At 58.2% G+C, this 20,738-nt stretch carries 19 protein-coding genes; 6 read left to right on the top strand and 13 right to left on the bottom strand.

Features of this window, described 5'->3' with window-relative positions:
- Window positions 1-77: 77 nt before the first annotated feature.
- From dxs to xseB, 3 genes are read right to left on the bottom strand one after another with little or no spacing between them, the layout of a single operon-like run.
- A complete protein-coding gene (gene dxs / locus FHU12_RS16775) occupies window positions 78-1,943 on the bottom strand; it encodes a 1-deoxy-D-xylulose-5-phosphate synthase (RefSeq protein ID WP_141970675.1) in 1,866 nt (621 codons plus the stop codon).
- A gap of 34 nt (window positions 1,944-1,977) precedes the next feature.
- Window positions 1,978-2,898 carry a (2E,6E)-farnesyl diphosphate synthase gene (gene ispA, locus FHU12_RS16770; protein WP_141970673.1) on the bottom strand — a complete coding sequence of 307 codons (921 nt, stop codon included), beginning with the start codon at window positions 2,896-2,898 and terminating at the stop codon, window positions 1,978-1,980.
- Between the two features lie 5 nt (window positions 2,899-2,903).
- Window positions 2,904-3,167, bottom strand: coding sequence for an exodeoxyribonuclease VII small subunit (xseB, locus tag FHU12_RS16765; protein ID WP_015376838.1), 264 nt, complete (start codon window positions 3,165-3,167; stop codon window positions 2,904-2,906).
- A gap of 160 nt (window positions 3,168-3,327) precedes the next feature.
- On the opposite strand from xseB, the gene thiI reads away from it, so the two are divergent.
- A complete protein-coding gene (gene thiI / locus FHU12_RS16760) occupies window positions 3,328-4,776 on the top strand; it encodes a tRNA uracil 4-sulfurtransferase ThiI (protein WP_141970671.1) in 1,449 nt (482 codons plus the stop codon).
- A 66-nt stretch (window positions 4,777-4,842) separates the two neighbouring features.
- On the opposite strand, the gene yajL is transcribed toward thiI, so the two are convergent.
- Together yajL and panE are read right to left on the bottom strand one after the other, a co-directional pair.
- Window positions 4,843-5,433 (bottom strand): protein deglycase YajL, encoded by a 591-nt coding sequence (gene yajL / locus FHU12_RS16755; protein ID WP_141970669.1) that lies wholly within the window; start codon window positions 5,431-5,433, stop codon window positions 4,843-4,845.
- A complete protein-coding gene (gene panE, locus FHU12_RS16750; RefSeq protein ID WP_141970667.1) occupies window positions 5,396-6,307 on the bottom strand; it encodes a 2-dehydropantoate 2-reductase in 912 nt (303 codons plus the stop codon). The genes yajL and panE overlap by 38 nt, the downstream gene beginning before the upstream one ends.
- Window positions 6,308-6,489: 182 nt before the next feature.
- Here panE and FHU12_RS16745 point away from each other — a divergent pair, with 182 nt between their 5' ends.
- Window positions 6,490-6,981 (top strand): YajQ family cyclic di-GMP-binding protein, encoded by a 492-nt coding sequence (locus tag FHU12_RS16745; protein WP_025301759.1) that lies wholly within the window; start codon window positions 6,490-6,492, stop codon window positions 6,979-6,981.
- 34 nt (window positions 6,982-7,015) lie between these two features.
- On the opposite strand, the gene FHU12_RS16740 is transcribed toward FHU12_RS16745, so the two are convergent.
- From FHU12_RS16740 to FHU12_RS16705, 8 genes are all read right to left on the bottom strand, one after another.
- Window positions 7,016-8,380 carry an MFS transporter gene (locus FHU12_RS16740; protein WP_048232836.1) on the bottom strand — a complete coding sequence of 455 codons (1,365 nt, stop codon included), beginning with the start codon at window positions 8,378-8,380 and terminating at the stop codon, window positions 7,016-7,018.
- A 198-nt stretch (window positions 8,381-8,578) separates the two neighbouring features.
- Window positions 8,579-9,469 (bottom strand): heme o synthase, encoded by an 891-nt coding sequence (gene cyoE / locus FHU12_RS16735; protein ID WP_025301761.1) that lies wholly within the window; start codon window positions 9,467-9,469, stop codon window positions 8,579-8,581.
- Window positions 9,470-9,486: 17 nt separating this feature from the next.
- Window positions 9,487-9,825, bottom strand: a complete 339-nt coding sequence (locus tag FHU12_RS16730; protein WP_004940369.1) for a cytochrome o ubiquinol oxidase subunit IV — start codon at window positions 9,823-9,825, stop codon at window positions 9,487-9,489.
- Window positions 9,825-10,439: a cytochrome o ubiquinol oxidase subunit III gene (locus FHU12_RS16725; protein WP_141970665.1), complete on the bottom strand. Its 615-nt coding sequence runs from the start codon at window positions 10,437-10,439 to the stop codon at window positions 9,825-9,827. The genes FHU12_RS16730 and FHU12_RS16725 overlap by 1 nt, the downstream gene beginning before the upstream one ends.
- Entirely contained in the window at window positions 10,429-12,420 is a 1,992-nt protein-coding gene (gene cyoB / locus FHU12_RS16720; RefSeq protein WP_141970663.1) for a cytochrome o ubiquinol oxidase subunit I, read from the bottom strand. Before cyoB ends, FHU12_RS16725 begins: the two co-directional genes overlap by 11 nt.
- Before the next feature lie 3 nt (window positions 12,421-12,423).
- Window positions 12,424-13,374 (bottom strand): cytochrome o ubiquinol oxidase subunit II, encoded by a 951-nt coding sequence (gene cyoA / locus FHU12_RS16715; RefSeq protein WP_073529233.1) that lies wholly within the window; start codon window positions 13,372-13,374, stop codon window positions 12,424-12,426.
- A gap of 440 nt (window positions 13,375-13,814) precedes the next feature.
- Window positions 13,815-15,293: a muropeptide MFS transporter AmpG gene (ampG, locus tag FHU12_RS16710; RefSeq protein ID WP_141970661.1), complete on the bottom strand. Its 1,479-nt coding sequence runs from the start codon at window positions 15,291-15,293 to the stop codon at window positions 13,815-13,817.
- A 51-nt stretch (window positions 15,294-15,344) separates the two neighbouring features.
- The gene (locus FHU12_RS16705) at window positions 15,345-15,923 is read right to left on the bottom strand and encodes a lipoprotein (RefSeq protein WP_025160064.1); all 579 of its coding nucleotides are present in this window, start codon (window positions 15,921-15,923) and stop codon (window positions 15,345-15,347) included.
- 314 nt (window positions 15,924-16,237) lie between these two features.
- Here FHU12_RS16705 and bolA point away from each other — a divergent pair, with 314 nt between their 5' ends.
- The 4 genes from bolA (at window position 16,238) to clpX (ending at window position 20,700) form a co-directional block, all read left to right on the top strand.
- On the top strand, window positions 16,238-16,552 hold the full coding sequence (gene bolA / locus FHU12_RS16700; RefSeq protein WP_004940361.1) for a transcriptional regulator BolA: 315 nt from the start codon (window positions 16,238-16,240) through the stop codon (window positions 16,550-16,552).
- Window positions 16,553-16,919: 367 nt separating this feature from the next.
- Window positions 16,920-18,224 carry a trigger factor gene (gene tig, locus FHU12_RS16695; RefSeq protein ID WP_141970659.1) on the top strand — a complete coding sequence of 435 codons (1,305 nt, stop codon included), beginning with the start codon at window positions 16,920-16,922 and terminating at the stop codon, window positions 18,222-18,224.
- Window positions 18,225-18,662: 438 nt separating this feature from the next.
- Window positions 18,663-19,286: an ATP-dependent Clp endopeptidase proteolytic subunit ClpP gene (gene clpP / locus FHU12_RS16690; protein WP_004940356.1), complete on the top strand. Its 624-nt coding sequence runs from the start codon at window positions 18,663-18,665 to the stop codon at window positions 19,284-19,286.
- Between the two features lie 142 nt (window positions 19,287-19,428).
- Window positions 19,429-20,700 carry an ATP-dependent protease ATP-binding subunit ClpX gene (gene clpX, locus FHU12_RS16685; RefSeq protein WP_004940354.1) on the top strand — a complete coding sequence of 424 codons (1,272 nt, stop codon included), beginning with the start codon at window positions 19,429-19,431 and terminating at the stop codon, window positions 20,698-20,700.
- Window positions 20,701-20,738: the final 38 nt, after the last annotated feature.

The raw sequence follows: 20,738 nt of genomic DNA, 5'->3' as shown, positions 1-20,738 counted from the left end.
AACTGTAGCGCGGATCCCGGAGGGCGGAAATGAAAACGCCCCCGCAGGCGGAGGCGTTTGTCAGATGCAGGCGGTGATTACTGCGCCAGCCAGGTTTCGATTTGGCGCTGAATACCGGCGGCGTCCAGCCCCAGATCGGCGCGCAGCTCTTCCTGGCTGCCCTGCGAGACGAAGCTGTCCGGCAGGCCGAGGTTCAGCACCGGCACCGGGCGGCGTTTGGCCATCAGCAGTTCGTTGACGCCGCTGCCGGCGCCGCCCATGATCGCGTTCTCTTCCAGCGTGACCAGTGCTTCATGGCTAGCGGCCAGTTCGAGCACCAGCTGTTCGTCCAGCGGTTTGACGAAGCGCATGTCGACCAGCGTGGCGTTGAGCGCTTCCGCCGCTTGCGCGGCCTCCGGCAGCAGGGTGCCGAAGTTGAGAATGGCGATCTTTTCCCCCTGGCGACGCACCACGCCTTTGCCGATCGGCAGCAGGCTGAGCGGCTCCAGCGCCGCGCCGGTGCCGGAGCCACGCGGGTAGCGCACGGCGCTCGGGCCGGCATTGTAGTGATAGCCGGTATACAGCATTTGGCGGCATTCGTTCTCGTCGCTTGGCGTCATGATCACCATGGTCGGGATGCAGCGCATGAACGACAGATCGAACGCCCCCTGGTGAGTCTGGCCGTCGGCGCCGACGATACCGCCGCGATCGATGGCGAACATCACCGGCAGGTTCTGGATCGCCACATCGTGGATCAGCTGGTCGTAGGCGCGTTGCAGGAAGGTGGAATAGATCGCCACCACCGGCTTGTAGCCGCCGATCGCCAGCCCGGCGGCGAAGGTGACCGCATGCTGCTCGGCGATCGCCACGTCGAAATATTGCTGCGGGTAGTCGCGGGAGAACTGCACCATGCCGGAGCCTTCGCGCATGGCCGGCGTGATTGCCATCAGCGAGCTGTCTTTGGCGGCGGTTTCACACAGCCAGTCGCCGAAGATTTTCGAATAGGTCGGCAGACCGCCGGCGCTTTTCGGCAGCGTGCCGCTGGCAGGATCGAACTTCGGCACCGCGTGGAAGCTGATCGGATCCTTCTCCGCCGGCGCGTAACCGCGGCCTTTCTTGGTCATGATGTGCAGCAGCTGCGGGCCTTTCAGATCGCGCATGTTTTTCAACGTGGCGACCAGTCCCTGCACGTCGTGCCCGTCTACCGGGCCGATGTAGTTAAAGCCCAGTTCTTCGAACAGCGTGCCCGGCACCACCATGCCTTTCAGGTGCTCTTCGGTGCGTTTCACCAGCTCCTTGATCGGCGGCACGCCGGCCAGCACTTTCTTGCCGCCTTCGCGCAGGGTGGAGTAAAGCTTGCCGGACAGCAGCTGCGCCAGGTGGTTGTTCAGCGCGCCGACGTTTTCCGAGATCGACATCTCATTGTCGTTCAGCACCACCAGCATGTCCGGATTGATGTCGCCGGCGTGGTTCATCGCTTCGAACGCCATGCCGGCGGTGATGGCGCCGTCGCCGATCACGCACACCGTGCGGCGGCCTTTGCCTTCACGCTCTGCCGCCACCGCCATGCCGAGGCCGGCGCTGATCGAGGTCGATGAGTGGCCGACCGACAGCACGTCGTATTCGCTTTCGGCGCGCCACGGGAACGGATGCAGGCCGTTCTTTTGCCGAATGGTGGCGATGCGGTCGCGACGGCCGGTCAGAATTTTGTGCGGGTAGGCCTGGTGGCCGACGTCCCACACCAGATGATCGAACGGCGTGTTGTAGACGAAATGCAACGCCACCGTCAGTTCGACGGTACCCAGCCCGGAGGCAAAGTGGCCGCTGGAACGACTGACGCTGTTCAGCAGGTATTGCCGCAGCTCATCGCACAGCTTCGGCAAGCTCTCTTTGGGCAGCGAGCGGAGTTCCTCGGGGTTTTCCGCTAGCGCCAGGGTTGGGTATTTGGCTATATCAAGACTCATTCGATACTCATATCAGAGGAGTTAACGTCACACGTTAATTGTCGCGTTCAATAATGAAGCTGGCTAACGCTCGCAATGGCGCTGTGTTATAAGATTGCGCTGCCAAAGTGTCCAATGCAGCTAATGCTTCCTGATAGAGATCCCACGCTTTTGCTTTCGCGCTGTCAAGCCCGAGTAACGCCGGGTAGGTACTCTTTCCGTGTTGTTGGTCCGCGCCCTGGCGCTTGCCGATTTTCTCAGTCTCGCCGACAACGTCCAAAATGTCATCCTGCACCTGGAACGCCAGGCCGACCGCGGCGGCATAACGATCCAGCTGCGGCAGCGCCGCTCGCCCGGCTTCGCCGGCGCTCAGCGCGCCCAGGCGCACCGCCGCGCGGATCAGCGCGCCGGTTTTGTGGCGATGGATTTGCTCCAGCGCCTGCAGGTCGACGTGCTTGCCTTCAGCTTCCAGATCCAGCGATTGGCCGCCGCACATGCCGGCTACGCCGCTGGCGGCCGCCAGTTCGGAGACCATCGCCAGCCGATCGCGCAGGGCCACGTCGGGCATCTCGGCATCGGCCAGGATCGAAAACGCCAGCGTTTGCAGCGCATCGCCGGCCAGGATCGCGTTGGCTTCGCCGAATTTAATGTGGCAGGTCGGCTGGCCGCGGCGCAGATCGTCGTCGTCCATCGCCGGCAGATCGTCGTGGATCAGCGAGTAGGCGTGAATGCATTCCACCGCTGCCGCCGGCGCGTCCAGGTTGGTCAGCGACACGCCGAACATCTGGCCGGTGGTGTAGACCAGGAACGGGCGCAGGCGCTTGCCGCCCAGCAAGGCGCCGTGACGCATCGCCGCCACCATGTTGCCGTCGTTGAACGGCAGCGGGGCGATGAAATCCAGCAGCGCGCGATCGGCGCGCTGGCGGAACATCTGCAGTTGATCGGCAAAAGCGGCCGATGGGGCGATCTCAGACATGTCGGTTACTCGGCATCCGGTGTGAAAGGCGCCAGCGCCGCATCGTCGGCGCTGTCGTTAAGAAGTATCTGCACACGCTGTTCCGCCTGTTGCAGTTTCTGCTGGCCCTGACGCGCCAGCTGTACGCCGCGTTCGAACTCGTTCAGCGCGTCTTCCAGCGGCAATTCGCCTGACTCCAGGCGCGTCACGATGCTTTCCAGCTCGCCGAGGGCGCTTTCAAAGCTGGCAGTTTGCTCTGTACTGGCTGATTGTGCTGGTTTTTTCGGCATAATTTTCTTTTTACGTCATCATGTGAACCGTGGCGCCAGAGCCTATCCTAGCGGATCTTGATTAGCAAATCATGGCGCTCATGTGTGGTTTTGTGCGCAGAGCGCGGCGATATGGTGATATACTCCGCGCCGTAATTCTTATCTGACAACAAAGACCGCCATGAAGTTTATCATTAAATTGTTCCCGGAAATCACCATCAAGAGCCAATCTGTGCGCTTGCGCTTTATCAAGATTCTCTCGACCAATATTCGCAACGTCCTGAAGCAGTATGATGAAACGCTGGCGGTCGTCCGTCACTGGGATCATATCGAAGTTCGCGCCAAAGATGAAAACCAGCGGCCGATCATTGCCGACGCCCTGACGCGCATTCCCGGCATCCACCATATTCTGGAAGTGGAAGACCGCGCTTATACCGACATCCACCACATCTTCGAGCAGACGCTGGAAGCCTACCGCGCCCAGTTGGAAGGCAAAACCTTCTGCGTGCGCGTCAAGCGCCGCGGCAAGCAGGCGTTCAACTCGCAGGACGTGGAGCGTTACGTCGGCGGCGGCCTGAACCAGCATATCGAGAGCGCGCGCGTTAACCTTAGCCGCCCGCAGGTCACGGTAAACCTGGAGATTGAAGACGACAAGCTGATGTTGGTCAAACGCCGCCTCGAAGGCATCGGCGGTTACCCGGTCGGCACCCAGGAAGACGTACTGTCGCTGATTTCCGGCGGTTTCGACTCGGGCGTGTCCAGCTATATGCTGATGCGTCGCGGTTGCCGCGTGCATTTCTGTTTCTTCAACCTGGGCGGCGCCGCGCACGAGATTGGCGTGAAGCAGGTGGCGCACTACCTGTGGAACCGCTTCGCCAGCTCGCACAAGGTGCGCTTCGTCGCCATCGACTTCGAACCGGTGGTGGGCGAGATCCTGGAGAAGGTCGACGATGGCCAGATGGGCGTGGTGCTCAAGCGCATGATGGTGCGCGCCGCTTCGCAAGTGGCCGAACGCTACGGCGTGCAGGCGCTGGTGACCGGTGAGGCGCTGGGGCAGGTCTCCAGCCAGACGTTGACCAACCTGCGTTTGATCGACAATGCGTCCGATACCCTGATCCTGCGTCCGCTGATCTCGCACGATAAAGAGCACATCATCAAGCTGGCGCGCGAAATCGGCACCGAAGACTTCGCCAAAACCATGCCGGAATACTGCGGCGTGATTTCTAAGAGCCCGACGGTGAAAGCGGTCAAGGCCAAGATTGAAGAGGAAGAGAGCCACTTCGATTTCAGCATTCTCGACCGGGTGGTGAGCGAAGCGAAGAACGTCGATATTCGCTCTATCGCCGAGCAGGCGCAGGAGCAGGTGACCGAGGTGGAAACCGTCGCGGCCTTCGGCGCCGACGAGGTGATCCTGGATATCCGCTCCAACGACGAGCAGGAAGAGAAGCCGCTGCAGCTGGAACAGGTTGAAGTGAAAGCGCTGCCGTTCTACAAGCTGAGCACCCAGTTTGGCGATCTGGATCAGAGCAAAACCTACCTGCTGTATTGCGAGCGCGGCGTGATGAGCCGCCTGCAGGCGCTGTACCTGCTGGAGCAAGGCTTCAGCAACGTGAAGGTTTATCGCCCGTAACGCACGGAGCGGCATAAATGAGAAGGGCTGAACCGGTGTTCAGCCCTTTTTTTATCGGCAAGCCGCTCAGTCGCGGAAGTCGTACATTCCCGGGATCAGCACCAGCTGCGCAGCGATCTCCGCCGCCTTGGCCTTACCCAGCAGCAGGTCTATCAGCTTCAGCGCGAACTCCATCGCGGTGCCCGGCCCCTGGCTGGTGAGCAGGTTGACGCGGGCATCGTATACCACGCGGCGCTCCATCCATTTATCCGCCGGGATCTGGTCTTTCAGGCCAGGGAAGCCGGTCATGTTGCCGACCGGGAACAGATCGTGGTGCTGCAGCACCAGCGCCGGCGCCGCGCAGATGGCGGCGACGATGTTGCCCTGCAGATGCATCTGCCGCACCTTCTCCACCAGCAGCGGGCTGTCGCGGAAGCATTCTGCGCCTTTCAGGCCGCCGGGCAGCACGATGGCGTCGAACGGCTCATCGACGATCGCCACCAGCGGCGCGTCGGCCAGCAGTTTGACGCCGCGCGAACAGACGATAGTCAGCTCGCCGTCGCCGGCAACGCTGGCGGTAGTGACGCTTACACCCGCCCGCACCAGCAGGTCGATGGTGGTGACGGCTTCGGTTTCTTCGCTACCAGGTGCCAGGCAGACCAGCGCCGATACGCTCATATTCATTTTCCTTTCGTTTAATCAGTTCAAACAGCCGCGCATTTTCCGGCAGCACGAGGCCGTGGCTGCGCGCGCGGCGCAGCAGGTAACCGGTGATGTAGTCGATCTCGGTGTGCCGCTGGCTGCGGATGTCCTGCAGCATCGACGAAACGTTGTCGGCGGTGCTGTGGATCACGTCCATCACGTATTGCATCAGGCCTTCACAGGAGGTGTGGTAGCCCTCCATCGCCATCACGCTGGCGACTTCACGGCACAGCGTTTCGATCTGTTCCGGGTAGCGCTGCAGATCGCCGTTACGGCAGCCGTACAGCGCCGTGAGCGGGTTGATCACGCAGTTGACCGCCAGCTTGCGCCAGTTGGCCGAGGCGATGTTGTTGTGCCAGGCAACGTCGGGCAGCGCCTGATGCAGCACTTCCGCCAGGTGGCTGAGGTGCTGGGCGGCCGGCGAGGTCGGGCCGATGTGGGTGATGCCGGTGGCGACGTGGATAATGGTGCTGCCTTCGTGGCGCGCGGCGTGGGTGGTGGTGCCCTGCAGGATCGGCTGGCCGTTCGGCGGCAGCTCCTCCTGGGTGCCCATGCCGTTGTGCAGCAGCAAGATAGCGCACTGGGGGTTCAGCTTCGGCAGCAGCGCGCTGACCGCGCTGGACACCTGCCAGGCTTTCAGCGTCACCAGCAGCAGCTCGCTTTGCGCAAGATGCTCCGGATCGTTGGTGGGTAAGTTGCGATTGAACGAGACGCCTTCCGGCTCTATCACGTTCACCGCGCAAAAAGGCTGAGGCACTCTTAGCCATCCCTGTACATCGTGGCCCTGCTGATACAGCCGGGAGAGCCACAGTTGTCCGAGCGCGCCGCAACCAAGAATGGTTATTTTCATTCAGTCTCCTTGGAAACACGGGAATACCGCTCAATTACCGTGAATTAACTATAGGCTTTATGGCAGCCCGAAGCGCTATCCCTGCGTGCGTTCAGCAGATTTTGTCTGAGACGGCAAAGCGGTTATCATGCTCGGCATCAAAATCGCCTAAGCTATTAGGCACTCATTCAGGAGGAAGAAGTATGCCATCTTTCGACATCGTTTCCGAAATTGATATGCAGGAAGTGCGTAACGCCGTTGAGAACGCCACCCGCGATCTCGGCACCCGCTGGGATTTTCGCAACGTGCCGGCCAGCTTTGAGCTAAACGAGAAAGACCAAAGCATCAAGGTTGCCACCGAGTCTGATTTCCAGGTGCAGCAGCTGCTCGACATTCTGCGCGAAAAGCTGAGCAAGCGCAGCATCGACGGCGCCGCGCTGGAGATCCCGGAAGAGTTTACCCACAGCGGTAAAACCTACAGCGTGGAAGCCAAGCTGAAGCAGGGGATTGAAACCTCTGTGGCGAAGAAAATCGTCAAGCTGATCAAAGACAGCAAGCTGAAAGTACAGGCGCAGATCCAGGGCGAAGAAGTGCGGGTGACCGGCAAGTCACGCGACGATTTGCAGAGCGTGATGGCGCTGGTGCGTGGCGGCGATCTGGGGCAGCCGTTCCAGTTCAAGAACTTCCGCGATTAATCTCTACGGGGCCGGCATTGCCGGCCCCGTTTCTTTACAGCGAATTGACCAGCGCTTCCAGCTGACCGCGATTGGTCTGCTTGGTATCCACCTTGACGTAGGCGCTGCGCTCTTCCGGCACTACGATCGCCTCAGCCACGCCGGGCTGCGCCTTCAGGCGGCTTTCCAGCGCCGAATCCTTCACCGCCAGTTCCGACAGCGTAATGCGCAGGCTGCTGACATACGGCGGCTCTTTCATGGTGCTGCTGACCAGGAACCAGACTGCGGCCAATACGGCGCCGGCGATAAACACCAAGCCCGCCCCCTGCAAACCGTACAGCCAGCCGCCGAGGCTGCCGCCGATCGCCACGCCGATAAACTGGCTGGTGGAGTAGACCCCCATCGCGGTGCCCTTGTAGCCGGCCGGCGATTCTTTGCTGATCAGCGAAGGCAGAATGGCCTCCATCACGTTGAAGGCCATGAAGAATAGCTGCACGCCGGCGATGATGCCCCACAGGTGTGCGCCGGAGAGCCACAGCAGCACTTCGGCGCAGAACAGCACCGCCACGCAGCCCATAAACACCTGCTTCATGCGGCGATATTTTTCGGCATAGATGATGAAAGGCACCACGGCGGCGAACGATACCAGCATGGTGACCAGGTAGACGATCCAGTGCTCGCTGGCCGCCAGCCCGGCTTTTTCCATCGCCAGCGGCAGCGCCACGAAGCTCGACATCAGCAGGATATGCAGGCACATGATGCCGAAGTTGAGCTTCAGCAGGCGCGAGTTGCTCAGCACCTTGCGGAAGCTGCCGCGCACGATGCTGGACTCGCGGTTCAGCAGATGCGTGTCGGCGGAAGGCACTACCGCCAGGGTGATGACAATGCCGGCCAGCGCCAGTACGGCGATCATCCAGAACAGCGCGTGCAGACCGAAAGCGTGGGTGATGATAGGGCCCAATACCATGGCGATGGCAAAGGTGATGCCGAAGCTGACGCCGATAAACGCCATCGCCTTGGTGCGGTTCTGCTCGCGGGTCAGATCGGAGAGCAGCGCCATTACCGCGGCGGCGATCGCGCCGGAGCCTTGCAGCGCGCGGCCGAGGATCACGCCCCAGATCGAATCGGTCGCGGCGGCGATCACGCTGCCGAGGGCAAAGATCAGCAGGCCGCCGACGATCAGCGGCTTGCGGCCGATGCGATCGGACACCAGGCCAAACGGGATTTGAAACACCGCCTGCGCCAGGCCGTAGATGCCGATGGCGATGCCGATCAGCGCTTCGCTGGCGCCGTTGAGCGCCATGCCATAGGTGGTCAGCACCGGCAGTACCATAAACATGCCGAGCATGCGCAGGGAGAATACGGTGCCCAATCCCCAGGTGGCGCGGCGCTCCTGCGGGGTCATTGAATTATCGTTCACATCAAACCTCGGTAAAAACCATGCCATCAGACGTTGAAACAGCGCCTGATGGCATGACTTCTGTAAAGCTGCGTCATTTTAGTGTGCAGGGCAGGGGGGGTAAATCGAATGTTGTTTAGCAGATATTACAGTTCGGCCGCTTTTCGGCGTGACAAATAAAATGGGCCGCAAAAGCGGCCCATTCACAGATGATTTGGCTTACCAAACGTAGGTCACCAGCGCTTCAGGCGCCGCCGTGGCGCTGAAGTCGATCGACATCATCACGCTCAGCGAGGTGATGGCGACGATGGAGAACACGAACAGTTTACGCGCCCAGACGCTGTCGTTTTCGGTCTTGTAACCGCGCAGCGCCATGCCGAGCCACCATACGCTCACCGCCGCAGCGACGATCAGGTACTTGTAGCCGGCATAACCTACCAGGGTCAGCATCAGCGTGGCGATCATAAATGCCAGGATGTAGACCGTGATGTGGTTCTTGGCGACGGAAATGCCTTTCACCACCGGCAGGACCGGAATGTTGGCCGCCTGGTAATCTTTAAAGCGGAAGATAGCGATCGCATAAGAATGCGGCATCTGCCACAGGCTAAAGATAGCCAGCAGGATCAACGCGCCGGCGTCGAACTCGTTGGTCACCGCGCAGTAGCCGATAACCGGCGGCGCGGCGCCCGACAGGCTGCCGATCAGCGTGCCGTAGACCGAGTGGCGTTTCATGTACAGGCTGTAAACGCCGACATAAACCACGAAGCCCATCACCGCCAGCCACATGGCCAGCGGGTTGGCTGCGATATACAGCAACGCAAAGCCCACAATACCCAAAGCGGTCGCATAAACCAGGGTGACACTCGGCGCGATCAGGCCTTTTACCAGCACCCGATTCTTCGTTCTCTCCATTTTCTTGTCGATGTCGCGGTCGATGTAGTTGTTAAACACACAGCCCGACGCGACCACCAACGAGACACCCACCAGGGTGGCGAGAAACAGGGGATAGTCGATGCTCCCTTTGGAAGCGAGCAGGAATCCCCCAACGACAGAAATTAAATTGCCGAAAATAATTCCTGGTTTAGTGACTTGCAGGTATTGCTTAATCATCACGTGCAGCTCAGCTCTTAATCGACCATCATATTGATGTTGAGGTTGTACATAATCCAGAGTGAACCTACAACAACGATACCGATGATCATAGCGGTGAACAGCAATGCCACCAGGTTCCAGCGCTCTTCCGATGAGGTGTTCATGTGCAGGAAGTAAACCAGGTGAACAATCACCTGGATAACCGCCATACCGACAACAACCGCCAGGATGGTGGAATGAGAGGCAGTGCCGTTCATTACCATCGCAAATGGAATTACCGTCAGGATGATCGACAGGATAAAGCCGATCAGGTATGACTTCACGCTGCCGTGGCTTGCGCCGCCGTGAGAGGTTTCATGGGATGAATGGCTCATTACATAACCCCCAGCAGGTAGACAACGGTAAATACGCAGATCCAGACCACGTCCAGGAAGTGCCAGAACAGGCTCAGGCACATCAGGCGGGTTTTGTTGGCTGAGGTCAGGCCGAACTTGCTCACCTGAATCATCATCACGACGATCCAAATCAGACCGGAAGTCACGTGCAGACCGTGGGTGCCGACCAGCGCGAAGAAGCTGGACAGGAACGCGCTGCGATCCGGACCGAAGCCTTCGGCGATCAGGTGATGGAACTCATAGATTTCCATCGCCACGAAGCCCAGACCAAACAGGAAGGTCAGGAACAACCAGGTGTTTACACCGCCAACTTTACCCTTGTTCATGGCGATCATCGCCATGCCGTAGGTGATGGAGCTGAACAACAGCAGGAAAGTTTCGACCAGGACAAACTTCAGGTCGAAGATGTCTTTGCCTGAGGGACCGCCCGCGGTCCCGTTCACCAGGACTGCATAAGTTGCGAACAAGCTCGCAAACAAAATACAGTCGCTCATCAGGTAGATCCAGAATCCGAAGACTTTGGTCTCACCCGCATCGTGGTGCCCATGCTCTGCATGGGCTGCGTTATGATTGGTCAGAGTTTCAGTTGACATGGTTCACGCCTGCTTTACGGATTTGTTCGTAGTGTTGGTTCTCAATGCGCTCGATTTCATCAACCTGCACATAGTAGTCAACATCGTGATCGAAGCTCTTGCCGATCCAGACAACGATCATACCGATGAAGCCGGCCAGAGCCATCCACCAGATTTCCCAAATCATTGCGAAACCGAAGACCAGGCTGAAGAAGGCGATGATAACGCCGGCGCCGGTGTTCTTAGGCATATGAATCGGTTCGTATTTAGCCGGTTTCTTATACGCTTCGCCTTTTTCTTTCATGTCCCAGAATTCATCACGGTCGTGAATCTGCGGCACTACGGCAAAGTTATAGAACGGCGGTGGAGACGAAGTTGACCACTCCAGAGTACGAGCACCCCATGGGTCACCGGTCAGATCGCGGTTCTGTTCGCGGTCACGGATACTGACGAAGATCTGAATCAGCTGGCACAGGATGCCGCAGGCGATCAGCGCCGCACCGCCGGCTGCAACCAGCAGCAGAGGGTGGAACTCAGGGTTGATGTTCTGGCTGATACGACGGGTCATGCCCATAAAGCCCAATGCGTACAGCGGCATGAAGGCGGTGAAGAAGCCGATGATCCAGAACCAGAACGCGCGGATGCCCCATTTTTCGTTCAGCGTGAAGCCGAAGGATTTCGGGAACCAGTAGGTCAGGCCCGCGAAGCAACCGAACACCACGCCGCCGATGATGACGTTGTGGAAGTGAGCGATCAGGAACAGGCTGTTGTGCAGCACGAAGTTCGCGCCCGGCACCGCCAGCAGAACGCCGGTCATACCACCCACGGAGAAGGTGATGATGAAGCCAACGGTCCACAGCATTGCGGAGTTGAGCTTGATACGGCCCTGATACATGGTGAACAGCCAGTTGAAGATTTTCACCCCGGTCGGGATGGAAATGATCATGGTGGCGATACCGAAGAAGGCGTTAACGTTCGCGCCGGACCCCATGGTGAAGAAGTGGTGCAGCCAGACGATGAACGACAGAACGGTGATCGCGATGGTTGCCCATACCAGTGAGGTATAGCCGAACAGGCGTTTTCTGGAGAAGGTCGCGGTGACTTCGGAGAACACGCCGAACACCGGCAGAACCAGGATATACACCTCTGGGTGACCCCAGGCCCAAATCAGGTTGATGTACATCATCATGTTGCCGCCCATATCATTGGTGAAGAAATGGGTGCCCAGATAGCGATCCAGGGTCAGCAGCGCGATGGTGACGGTCAGAATTGGGAAAGAAACGATGATCAGGACGTTAGTACACAGGGCCGCCCAGGTGAACACCGGCATCTTCATCATAGGCATGCCAGGGGCACGCATCTTCAGAATGGTGGCGAAGAAGTTCACGCCGGTCAGCAGGGTACCCAGACCGGAAATCTGCAGACTCCAGATCCAGTAATCGACCCCGACGCCAGGACTGTACTCTTTACCCGACAGCGGCGGATACGCCAGCCAACCGGTCTGAGCGAACTCACCGACCCCCAGGGAGATGTTGATCAGCACAACGCCCACCACGAAGAACCAGAAGCTCAGGGAGTTCAGGAACGGGAAGGCGACGTCGCGCGCACCGATTTGCAGCGGCACCACGACGTTCATCAGGCCGACCACGAAAGGCATCGCCATGAAGAAGATCATGATAACGCCGTGCGCGGTGAAGATCTGGTCGTAGTGGTGCGGCGGCAGGAACCCGGCTTCGCCGGCGGACGCCAACGCCTGCTGGCTACGCATCATGATGGCGTCGGCAAAGCCGCGCAGCAGCATGACCATGGCCACGACGATGTACATGATACCAATTTTTTTATGGTCGACCGAAGTCAGCCATTCGCTCCACAGCCACTTCCATTTGCCGAAATATGTCAGCAGCGCCAGCACTGCCAGGCCCCCGACAATAATTGCGGCTACGGTGACCATGATGATCGGTTCGTGGTACGGAACCGCATCAAGTGTTAATTTTCCCAACATCAGTTATTCCTCGGCTCCGGCGTGAGCAGCATGTTCACCCATGTCCATACCTTGGCTCATGTCCATGCCTTCGTGCGCGCCAGCGCCCTTGTGCATATCCATGTCGCCCATGAATTTGGCAATTGTTTCTTTGAACAAATTCGGTTTGACAGCGGCAAAGTACTCAACCGGGTTGTTTTCACTCGGCTCTGCCAGTTTGTTAAAGTCGTCGGTGGTGTTCAGGTTTTTAGACGATGCCTTCACCTTGGCCACCCACTGATCGAAGTCGCCTTCGGTCGGGGTAACGATCGCGGTGAATTTCATACCGGAGAAGCCTGCGCCGCTGTAGCTGCTGGAGATGCCCTTGTAGGCACCGGCTTCGTTGCCGATCAGGTGCAGTTTGGTCTGCATGCCGGCCATCGCATAAATCTGCCCACCTAACTGCGGGATAAAGAACGAGTTCATTACCGAGTTAGAGGTGATCTTGAATTCGACTGGAACATCTTTCGGGAACGCCAGCTCATTAACCGTCGCAATGCCTTGTTCCGGGTAGATGAACAGCCATTTCCAGTCGAGCGACACCACTTCGATCGTCATCGGCTTCTTGTCAGTGACAATCGGCTTGAACGGGTCGAGCTCGTGGGTAGTCTTCCAGGTAATGGTGCCAAGGATGGCGATGATAATGATAGGAATGGTCCAGACGACCGCTTCGATCTTGTTGGAGTGGGCCCAGTTCGGACTGTACTTGGCGTCTTTGTTGGAAGAACGATACTTCCAGGCAAAGGCGAACGCCATGAAGATAACTGGCACCACCACGATCAACATCAACGCGATTGCAGTGATAATCAGTGTCCGTTGCTCAACACCAATTGCTCCTTTGGGATTCATCAAAACCATATCGCAACCACTGAGCAATACAGTGGCTGCGATTAATGACAGCATCCCAATACTTTTATTGTATTTCTTAAGTCTCATCTAACGACCTCAATAACAAAGGCTCAATTGTCGTTTCATGTGTGCGGGCATTTTACGGGAAGGTTGCAGTACTGTAAACATGCTTAAGGGAGTGTCAGCGGCTTGTTGACACTTTCTGTTAAGGGGGTCACAGATGTAACCCTGCGTGACAATTTACCAATGACAACAACGCGTTGGCACGCTGAATCGTGACGAGCAGCCCGTATGTTAAGGAAAACTAAAGGTATGATGAATTTGGCGAAGAAATGCGCGGCGGGGAAATACGCAGAAAAGGTTTATTTAATGTAAAATAATTGTGTCTTAAAGGTGAATTTAATTTTATTTCCGAGCGCCGTAGCCGGATAAAAAAATAATTTCCACGCCGATTATCTTTTTTTAGCGAAATAAATATACCTGCGGATCGCTTTTTTTTCGGCCGGCGAAATCGCCGGCCGGTCAGATTATGCCAAACGGGTGCGGCGCAACGCCAGGTAATCCAGCGTGCTGCCCATCGCGACGCCGAGCAGGCTCAGCGCGGCGCCGACCTGCAGCAGCCGATCGGCCAACAGCGGTTCCTGCGTCCAGCCCAGCGCATTGGCGACCAGCAACAGCAACCACAGACCCAACAGCGAACAGCCCAGCGTCAGCAAGCGCAGCGCCCAGCGGTAAGATCCTGAAAACTCGGTGCGCGGCATAAAGTCGCCGTGCTGCTGGGTGTGTTCCAGCGTCTGGCGGCAGATGCCGAGCAGCAGCAAGCCGGGCAGGGCGGCGGCGATCGAGAACAGGTAGAACAGCGGCCAGCCGTGGGCTTCGACGAACCAGCCGGCGATCGGGCCGACATAAACGCGGCCCACGGCGGACAGCGCCGACAACAGCGCAAACTGGGTGGCGGAGAACGAACGGTTGCACAGCGTCATCAGCAGCGCCACGAAGGCCGCGGTGCCCATGCCGCCGCACAGGTTTTCGAGGAAGATGGCGCTGCCCATGGTGAGCAGGCTCTTGTCGGTCACCGCCAGGATCCAATACCCGAGGTTGGAGACTGCCTGCAGGACGCCGAACAGCATCAGCGCGCGGAACAGGCTAAGGCGCTGCATCAGCACGCCGCCGAACAGGGCGCCGACGATGGTGGCGAACAGGCCGAGGGTTTTGTTGACCAGCCCGACTTCACCGGCGTCGAACCCCACGCCGCGGATCAGGAACGTGGTGCTCAGGCTGCCGGCGAAGGCGTCGCCCATTTTGTACATCACGATCAGCAGCAGGATCAGCCAGGCGTTGTTGCGGCCGAAGAAATCGCGCAGCGGCGCGACGACCGCCTGTTCCATAGTGCGCGGCGCCGGGATGCTTTCATCCGGCTCCGGTGCCAGCAGCGTGGCGGCCACGCCGATCAGCATCAATCCGGCCATCAGCCAGTAGGTGGCTTGCCAGCCGAAATAGCGATCCGCCAGCCACAGCGCCAGGCCGCCGGAAACCAGCATCGCCAGCCGATAACCCAGTACCGATATCGCCGCACCCGTGCCGCGTTCTTCGGCTTTCAGCAGGTCGGTTTTATAAGCGTCGAACACGATATCTTGCGAGGCGGAGCAGAACGCCACCAGCACCGCCAACGCCGCCAGCCACCACAGGTGCTGCGCGGGTTGCATGAAGCCCATCGCCACGATCGCCGCCACCAGCAGCAGCTGGCTGATCAGCAGCCAACCGCGGCGCCGCCCGAGGAACGGCGGGGTATAGCGGTCCATGAAGGGCGACCAGAGGAATTTGAAGACGTAGGCCTGGCCCACCAGCGAGAAAATGCCGATGGTTTTCAGATCGATGTTTTCGACGGTCATCCAGGCTTGCAGCGTGCCGGAGGTCAGTGCCAGCGGCAGACCCGACGCGAAGCCCAGCAGCAGCAGAATGGCGGAGTTACGCTGGGTGAAGATGTTCAGATAGTGTTTCGACATGAGTTCCCTGTCTGCGCCGCCCGATCCGCCGGGCGGCGCAAGGCGCGTCGATTAGCGCGCGTTTTGCTTGATAAAGTCGTTGACGCTGGTGTCCTGGGCCATGTCGGCGATCACGTCGCCCAGCACGGAGTTGACGGCGTCGGTGATCTTCTCGTTGGTGGCCGTGAAGGCGCCCTGCACGTTATAGGTTGAGCGGTAATTTTTCACCTGCTTGTTGCCGTTCTTCGCCTGGGCGATGATCGAGATGTCGGCTTTGGTGGTGATGTTGTAGCGCAGATTGCCTTCGGAGACGTCCGCGTACAGGTTATTGACGACGATCTGCAGCGCCACCGGGCCGTCGGCGCCGATCATGTAGCCGCGTGCGCCCATTTGTTTCTCCAGCACTTCCTGCAACAGGAAACGCAGATCGCGCGATGGCGTCAGCGTAACCAGCTGACCGTCGCGGTTTACCTTGGCCAGCGCCTGATCGGTGCGTTGATCCGCGCCGTTGATGCTGATGGTGATGCCCTGCAGGGTAGGATCCTGCTGCGGCAGAACGATTTTCGGCGTGACGTTCAGGGTGTTGCTGCTGGTCGCACAGCCGGCCAGCAGCAGGGCGGCCAGCAAAGGAAGACAAAGTTTCTTTAACATGTTTTCTGTCTCATTCTCGATGGATTTAGCAATAATCAGAGCGGGATAGCCGACAACAAATTGCCGACATCATAGCATCGCCGCCGTGCGGTGGAAGCGCGGAAGGCGCCTGAGTGACAAATTTTTACCTGCCGTTGATAAAAACACGCTTTTTTGGCCTGCTCAATCGGATAATCCCCCAAGCGGCGGGGATAACGCTCATCATCTGACCGCAGAAAAGAGAAATTTGTCCAGGCGATGGTCTAAACGGGGGAAAACCGGCTAATATTGAACTAGATGGGCACGGTCCTCTGCCGGTGTTGTAAGGAGATCCTATGATTCGCGAGCAAATAGAAGCAAAGTTAAGGGCGGCGTTTGAGCCCGCGTATCTGGAAGTCGTTGATGAAAGCTATCGTCATAACGTTCCGGCGGGTTCAGAAAGTCATTTCAAAGTGGTATTGGTCAGCGATCGCTTCGTCGGCGAACGGTTTTTGACGCGTCACCGCTCTATCTACGGCGTACTGTCGGAAGAACTGGCCGATGGCGTACACGCGCTGGCGCTGCACACCTATACGCTCAAAGAGTGGGAAGGATTGCAGGATACCGTGCCGGCCTCGCCGCCGTGCCGCGGCGCCGGGACGCTGGCCTGAGGGGGAAATTTTCAGGTATCAGTGGAACTTTGCCCTCGAATTAGGGTATTACTACTGACGAATTTTGAAACGGCCTGCGGGCCGTTTCTGTTTTTGACGACGACACGGCCGATGCGCAATATGGCCAACGTTCGGTCTGTTTTGGCGGCCTTTTGGCGATTGAATCGGCAAAAGTGTGAGTTTTAGCGCGCCTGCGCCGCCTAGCTTTCCTCGACTCGCCATGCATGCGCCGCTATAATGTCGCGTCTTATTTTTCCGGAATGGTTTCGGGACGCTTCTGTCATCAGGGAACTCGGTTCTTATTTGTAGCCGTCCTGGTTCTTGGAACGGAGTTGACCGAGCACTGTGATTTTTTTGAGGTAACAAGATGCAAGTTTCAGTAGAAACCACTCAAGGCCTTGGGCGCCGTCTCTCTATTACTGTACCGGCTGATACTATCAAGCAGGCGGTGAAGAAAGAGCTGATCAACGCAGCGAAAAGCGTGCGTATCGACGGCTTCCGCAAAGGCAAAGTGCCGATGAACATCGTGGAACAGCGTTACGGCGCTTCTGTTCGTCAGGACGTGCTGGGCGAAGCGATGCAGCGCAGCTTCGTTGACGCGATCATCAAAGAAAAGATTAATCCGGCCGGCGCACCAAACTACGTGCCGGGCGAGTACAAAGAAGGTGAAGACTTCACTTTCGCCGTTGAATTCGAAGTGTATCCAGAAGTTGAGCTGAAAGGCCTGGAAAACATCGCGGTTGAAAAACCGGTGGTTGAAGTGAACGACGAAGACGTCGACGCGATGCTGGACACCCTGCGCAAGCAGCAGGCTACCTGGAAAGAAACCGATCGCGCAGCGGAAGCTGAAGATCGCGTGACCGTTGACTTCACCGGTTCTATCGACGGTGAAGAGTTCGAAGGCGGCAAAGCGTCCGACTTCGTACTGGCAATGGGCCAGGGCCGCATGATCCCAGGCTTCGAAGAAGGTCTGGTCGGTCACAAAGCGGGCGAAGAGTTCTCCATCGACGTGAACTTCCCGGAAGATTACCACGCGGAAAACCTGAAGGGCAAAGCGGCCAAATTCGCTATCGTGCTGAAGAAAGTTGAAGAGCGCGAGCTGCCGGAACTGACCGAAGAGTTCATCAAGCGTTTCGGCGTGGCGGACGGTTCCGTTGCCGGCCTGCGCACCGAAGTTCGCAAGAACATGGAGCGCGAGCTGAAAGGCGCCGTGCGTAACCGCATCAAGTCTCAGGCGATCGACGGTCTGGTGAGCGCGAACGAAATCGACGTGCCTGCTGCCCTGATCGACGGCGAAATCGACGTGCTGCGTCGTCAGGCTGCACAGCGTTTCGGCGGCAACGAGAAGCAAGCGCTGGAACTGCCACGCGAGCTGTTCGAAGAGCAAGCGAAACGCCGCGTAGTGGTTGGCCTGCTGCTGGGCGAAGTGATCAGCACCAACGATCTGAAAGCTGACGAAGACCGCGTGAAGACGCTGATCGAAGAAATGGCTTCTGCCTACGAAGATCCGAGCGAAGTCATCGAGTTCTACAGCAAAAACAAAGAGCTGATGAACAACATGCGCAACGTGGCTCTGGAAGAGCAAGCGGTTGAAGCCCTGCTGGCAAAAGCGAAAGTGACTGAAAAAGCCACTACCTTCAGCGAGCTGATGAACCAGACTCAACAGGCGTAATGCCGGCGTGCCGGGCGCGATGAACGGCGCCCCCGGTTTCGCCTGGCGAACCGGCGCACGATGAAAAAGCCCGCAACCTCAGGTTGCGGGCTTTTCTTTTTGCCACGTTGCTGATTAATCTCAGGTTAAGCGGGGCAATATGCACTATATTTACCCTGTTGCCTGGGGAACTGGCTGGCATGATAACGGTCAGAATAACGGCATCGTTTCCGGCGCGCGGAGAAAATCGACTTCTGGGCTTGAAATCGCGCCGGGATCCCCCAATCTGTAAAGAATAATTCTGGGGCTGTTTGCCAAAGTGCGCGGGATGAAATAACCGTCGGGTACGTGTGGCGTGGGTCGAATGCTTGAGCATAGTCATCATGGCCGTTCTCAAGTAGAATCGGCGTATTAGGGTGACACCCTGGCCGCCAAGGCAATTTCTATTAGGAGACGGTAATGTCATACAGTGGCGAACGAGATCAATTTGCACCGAACATGGCGCTGGTGCCGATGGTGGTAGAGCAGACTTCACGCGGGGAGCGTTCTTACGACATCTATTCCCGCCTGCTGAAAGAGCGCATCATTTTCCTGACCGGCCAGGTGGAAGATCACATGGCCAACCTGATCGTGGCGCAAATGCTGTTCCTCGAAGCGGAAAGCCCGGAAAAAGACATTTACCTCTACATCAACTCGCCGGGTGGGGTAATTACCGCGGGCATGTCGATTTACGACACCATGAAGTTCATCAAGCCGGACGTCAGCACTATCTGTATGGGCCAGGCGTGCTCGATGGGCTCCTTCCTGCTGACCGCCGGCGCCAAAGGCAAGCGTTTCTGCCTGCCGAACTCGCGCGTGATGATTCACCAGCCGCTGGGCGGCTACCAGGGCCAGGCGACGGACATCGAAATCCACGCGCGTGAAATCCTCAAGGTGAAAGCGCGCATGAACGAACTGATGGCTGAGCATACCGGCCAGCCGCTGGAGCAGATCGAGCGTGACACCGAGCGCGATCGCTTTATGACCGCGGAAGAAGCCGTGGAATACGGCCTGGTTGACGGCATTCTGACACACCGCAGCTAGAATCACGCGGCGCCGATGGACTATAGTAATCAGAGTGGGCAGGGGCTCGCTCTGTTGTGACCCTCGGCGTTCCCGATATGAGTTTGGGCGCACTGCCGCCGTGATTTTCCTGCGGGACAAGACTAAAGAAGAGGTTTGACTGATGACAGATAAGCGCAAAGACGGTTCAGGAAAGCTGCTGTACTGCTCTTTTTGCGGCAAAAGCCAGCATGAAGTGCGTAAGCTGATTGCCGGGCCGTCAGTGTATATCTGCGATGAATGTGTCGATCTGTGTAACGACATTATTCGCGAAGAGATTAAAGAAGTTGCCCCGCATCGTGAGCGCAGTGCGCTCCCGACGCCGCACGAAATTCGCCACCACCTGGATGACTACGTCATCGGCCAGGAGCAGGCGAAGAAAGTGCTGGCGGTTGCGGTGTACAACCACTACAAACGCCTGCGCAACGGCGATACCAGCAACGGTATCGAGTTGGGCAAGAGCAACATCTTGCTGATCGGCCCGACCGGCAGCGGTAAAACGCTGCTGGCGGAAACGCTGGCGCGTTTCCTGGACGTGCCCTTCACCATGGCCGACGCCACCACGCTGACCGAAGCCGGTTACGTGGGTGAGGACGTGGAAAATATTATCCAGAAGCTGTTGCAAAAATGTGACTATGACGTGCAGAAAGCGCAGCGCGGCATCGTTTATATCGATGAAATCGATAAGATTTCCCGCAAGTCCGACAACCCGTCGATCACGCGTGACGTCTCGGGTGAAGGCGTGCAGCAGGCGCTGCTGAAGCTGATTGAAGGCACCATTGCCGCGGTTCCGCCGCAGGGCGGCCGCAAGCATCCGCAACAGGAGTTCCTGCAGGTCGATACCTCCAAGATCCTGTTTATCTGCGGCGGCGCATTCGCCGGCCTGGATAAGGTGATCGGTCAGCGCGTCAACACCGGCTCCGGCATCGGTTTCGGCGCGACCGTCAAGGGCGAGTCCGAGAAGGCCACCGAAGGCGAACTGCTGCTGCAGGCTGAACCGGAAGACCTGATCAAATTCGGTCTGATCCCGGAGTTCATCGGCCGTCTGCCGGTGGTGGCGACCCTGAGCGAACTGAGCGAAGACGCGCTGATTCAAATCCTGAAAGAGCCGAAGAACGCCCTGACCAAGCAGTATCAGGCGCTGTTCAATCTGGAAGGCGTGGAGCTGGAGTTCCGCGACGAAGCGCTGAACGCCATCGCCAAGAAAGCCATGGCGCGCAAAACCGGTGCCCGCGGCCTGCGTTCCATCGTGGAAGGCGCGCTGCTCGACACCATGTACGATCTGCCGTCGATGGACAGCGTAGACAAAGTGGTGATCGATGAGTCGGTCATCGCCGGCCAATCCAAGCCGCTACTGATTTACGGCAAGCCGGAAGCCCAGGCATCTGGCGAATAATTAGCCAGTTAAACCAGAGCGTTATCAGCAAAATGGGG

Source organism: Serratia marcescens (assembly GCF_006715005.1).
GTDB classification, from domain to species: Bacteria; Pseudomonadota; Gammaproteobacteria; order Enterobacterales; family Enterobacteriaceae; genus Serratia; species Serratia montpellierensis.
This window is presented reverse-complemented; position numbering and strand designations above follow the sequence as displayed.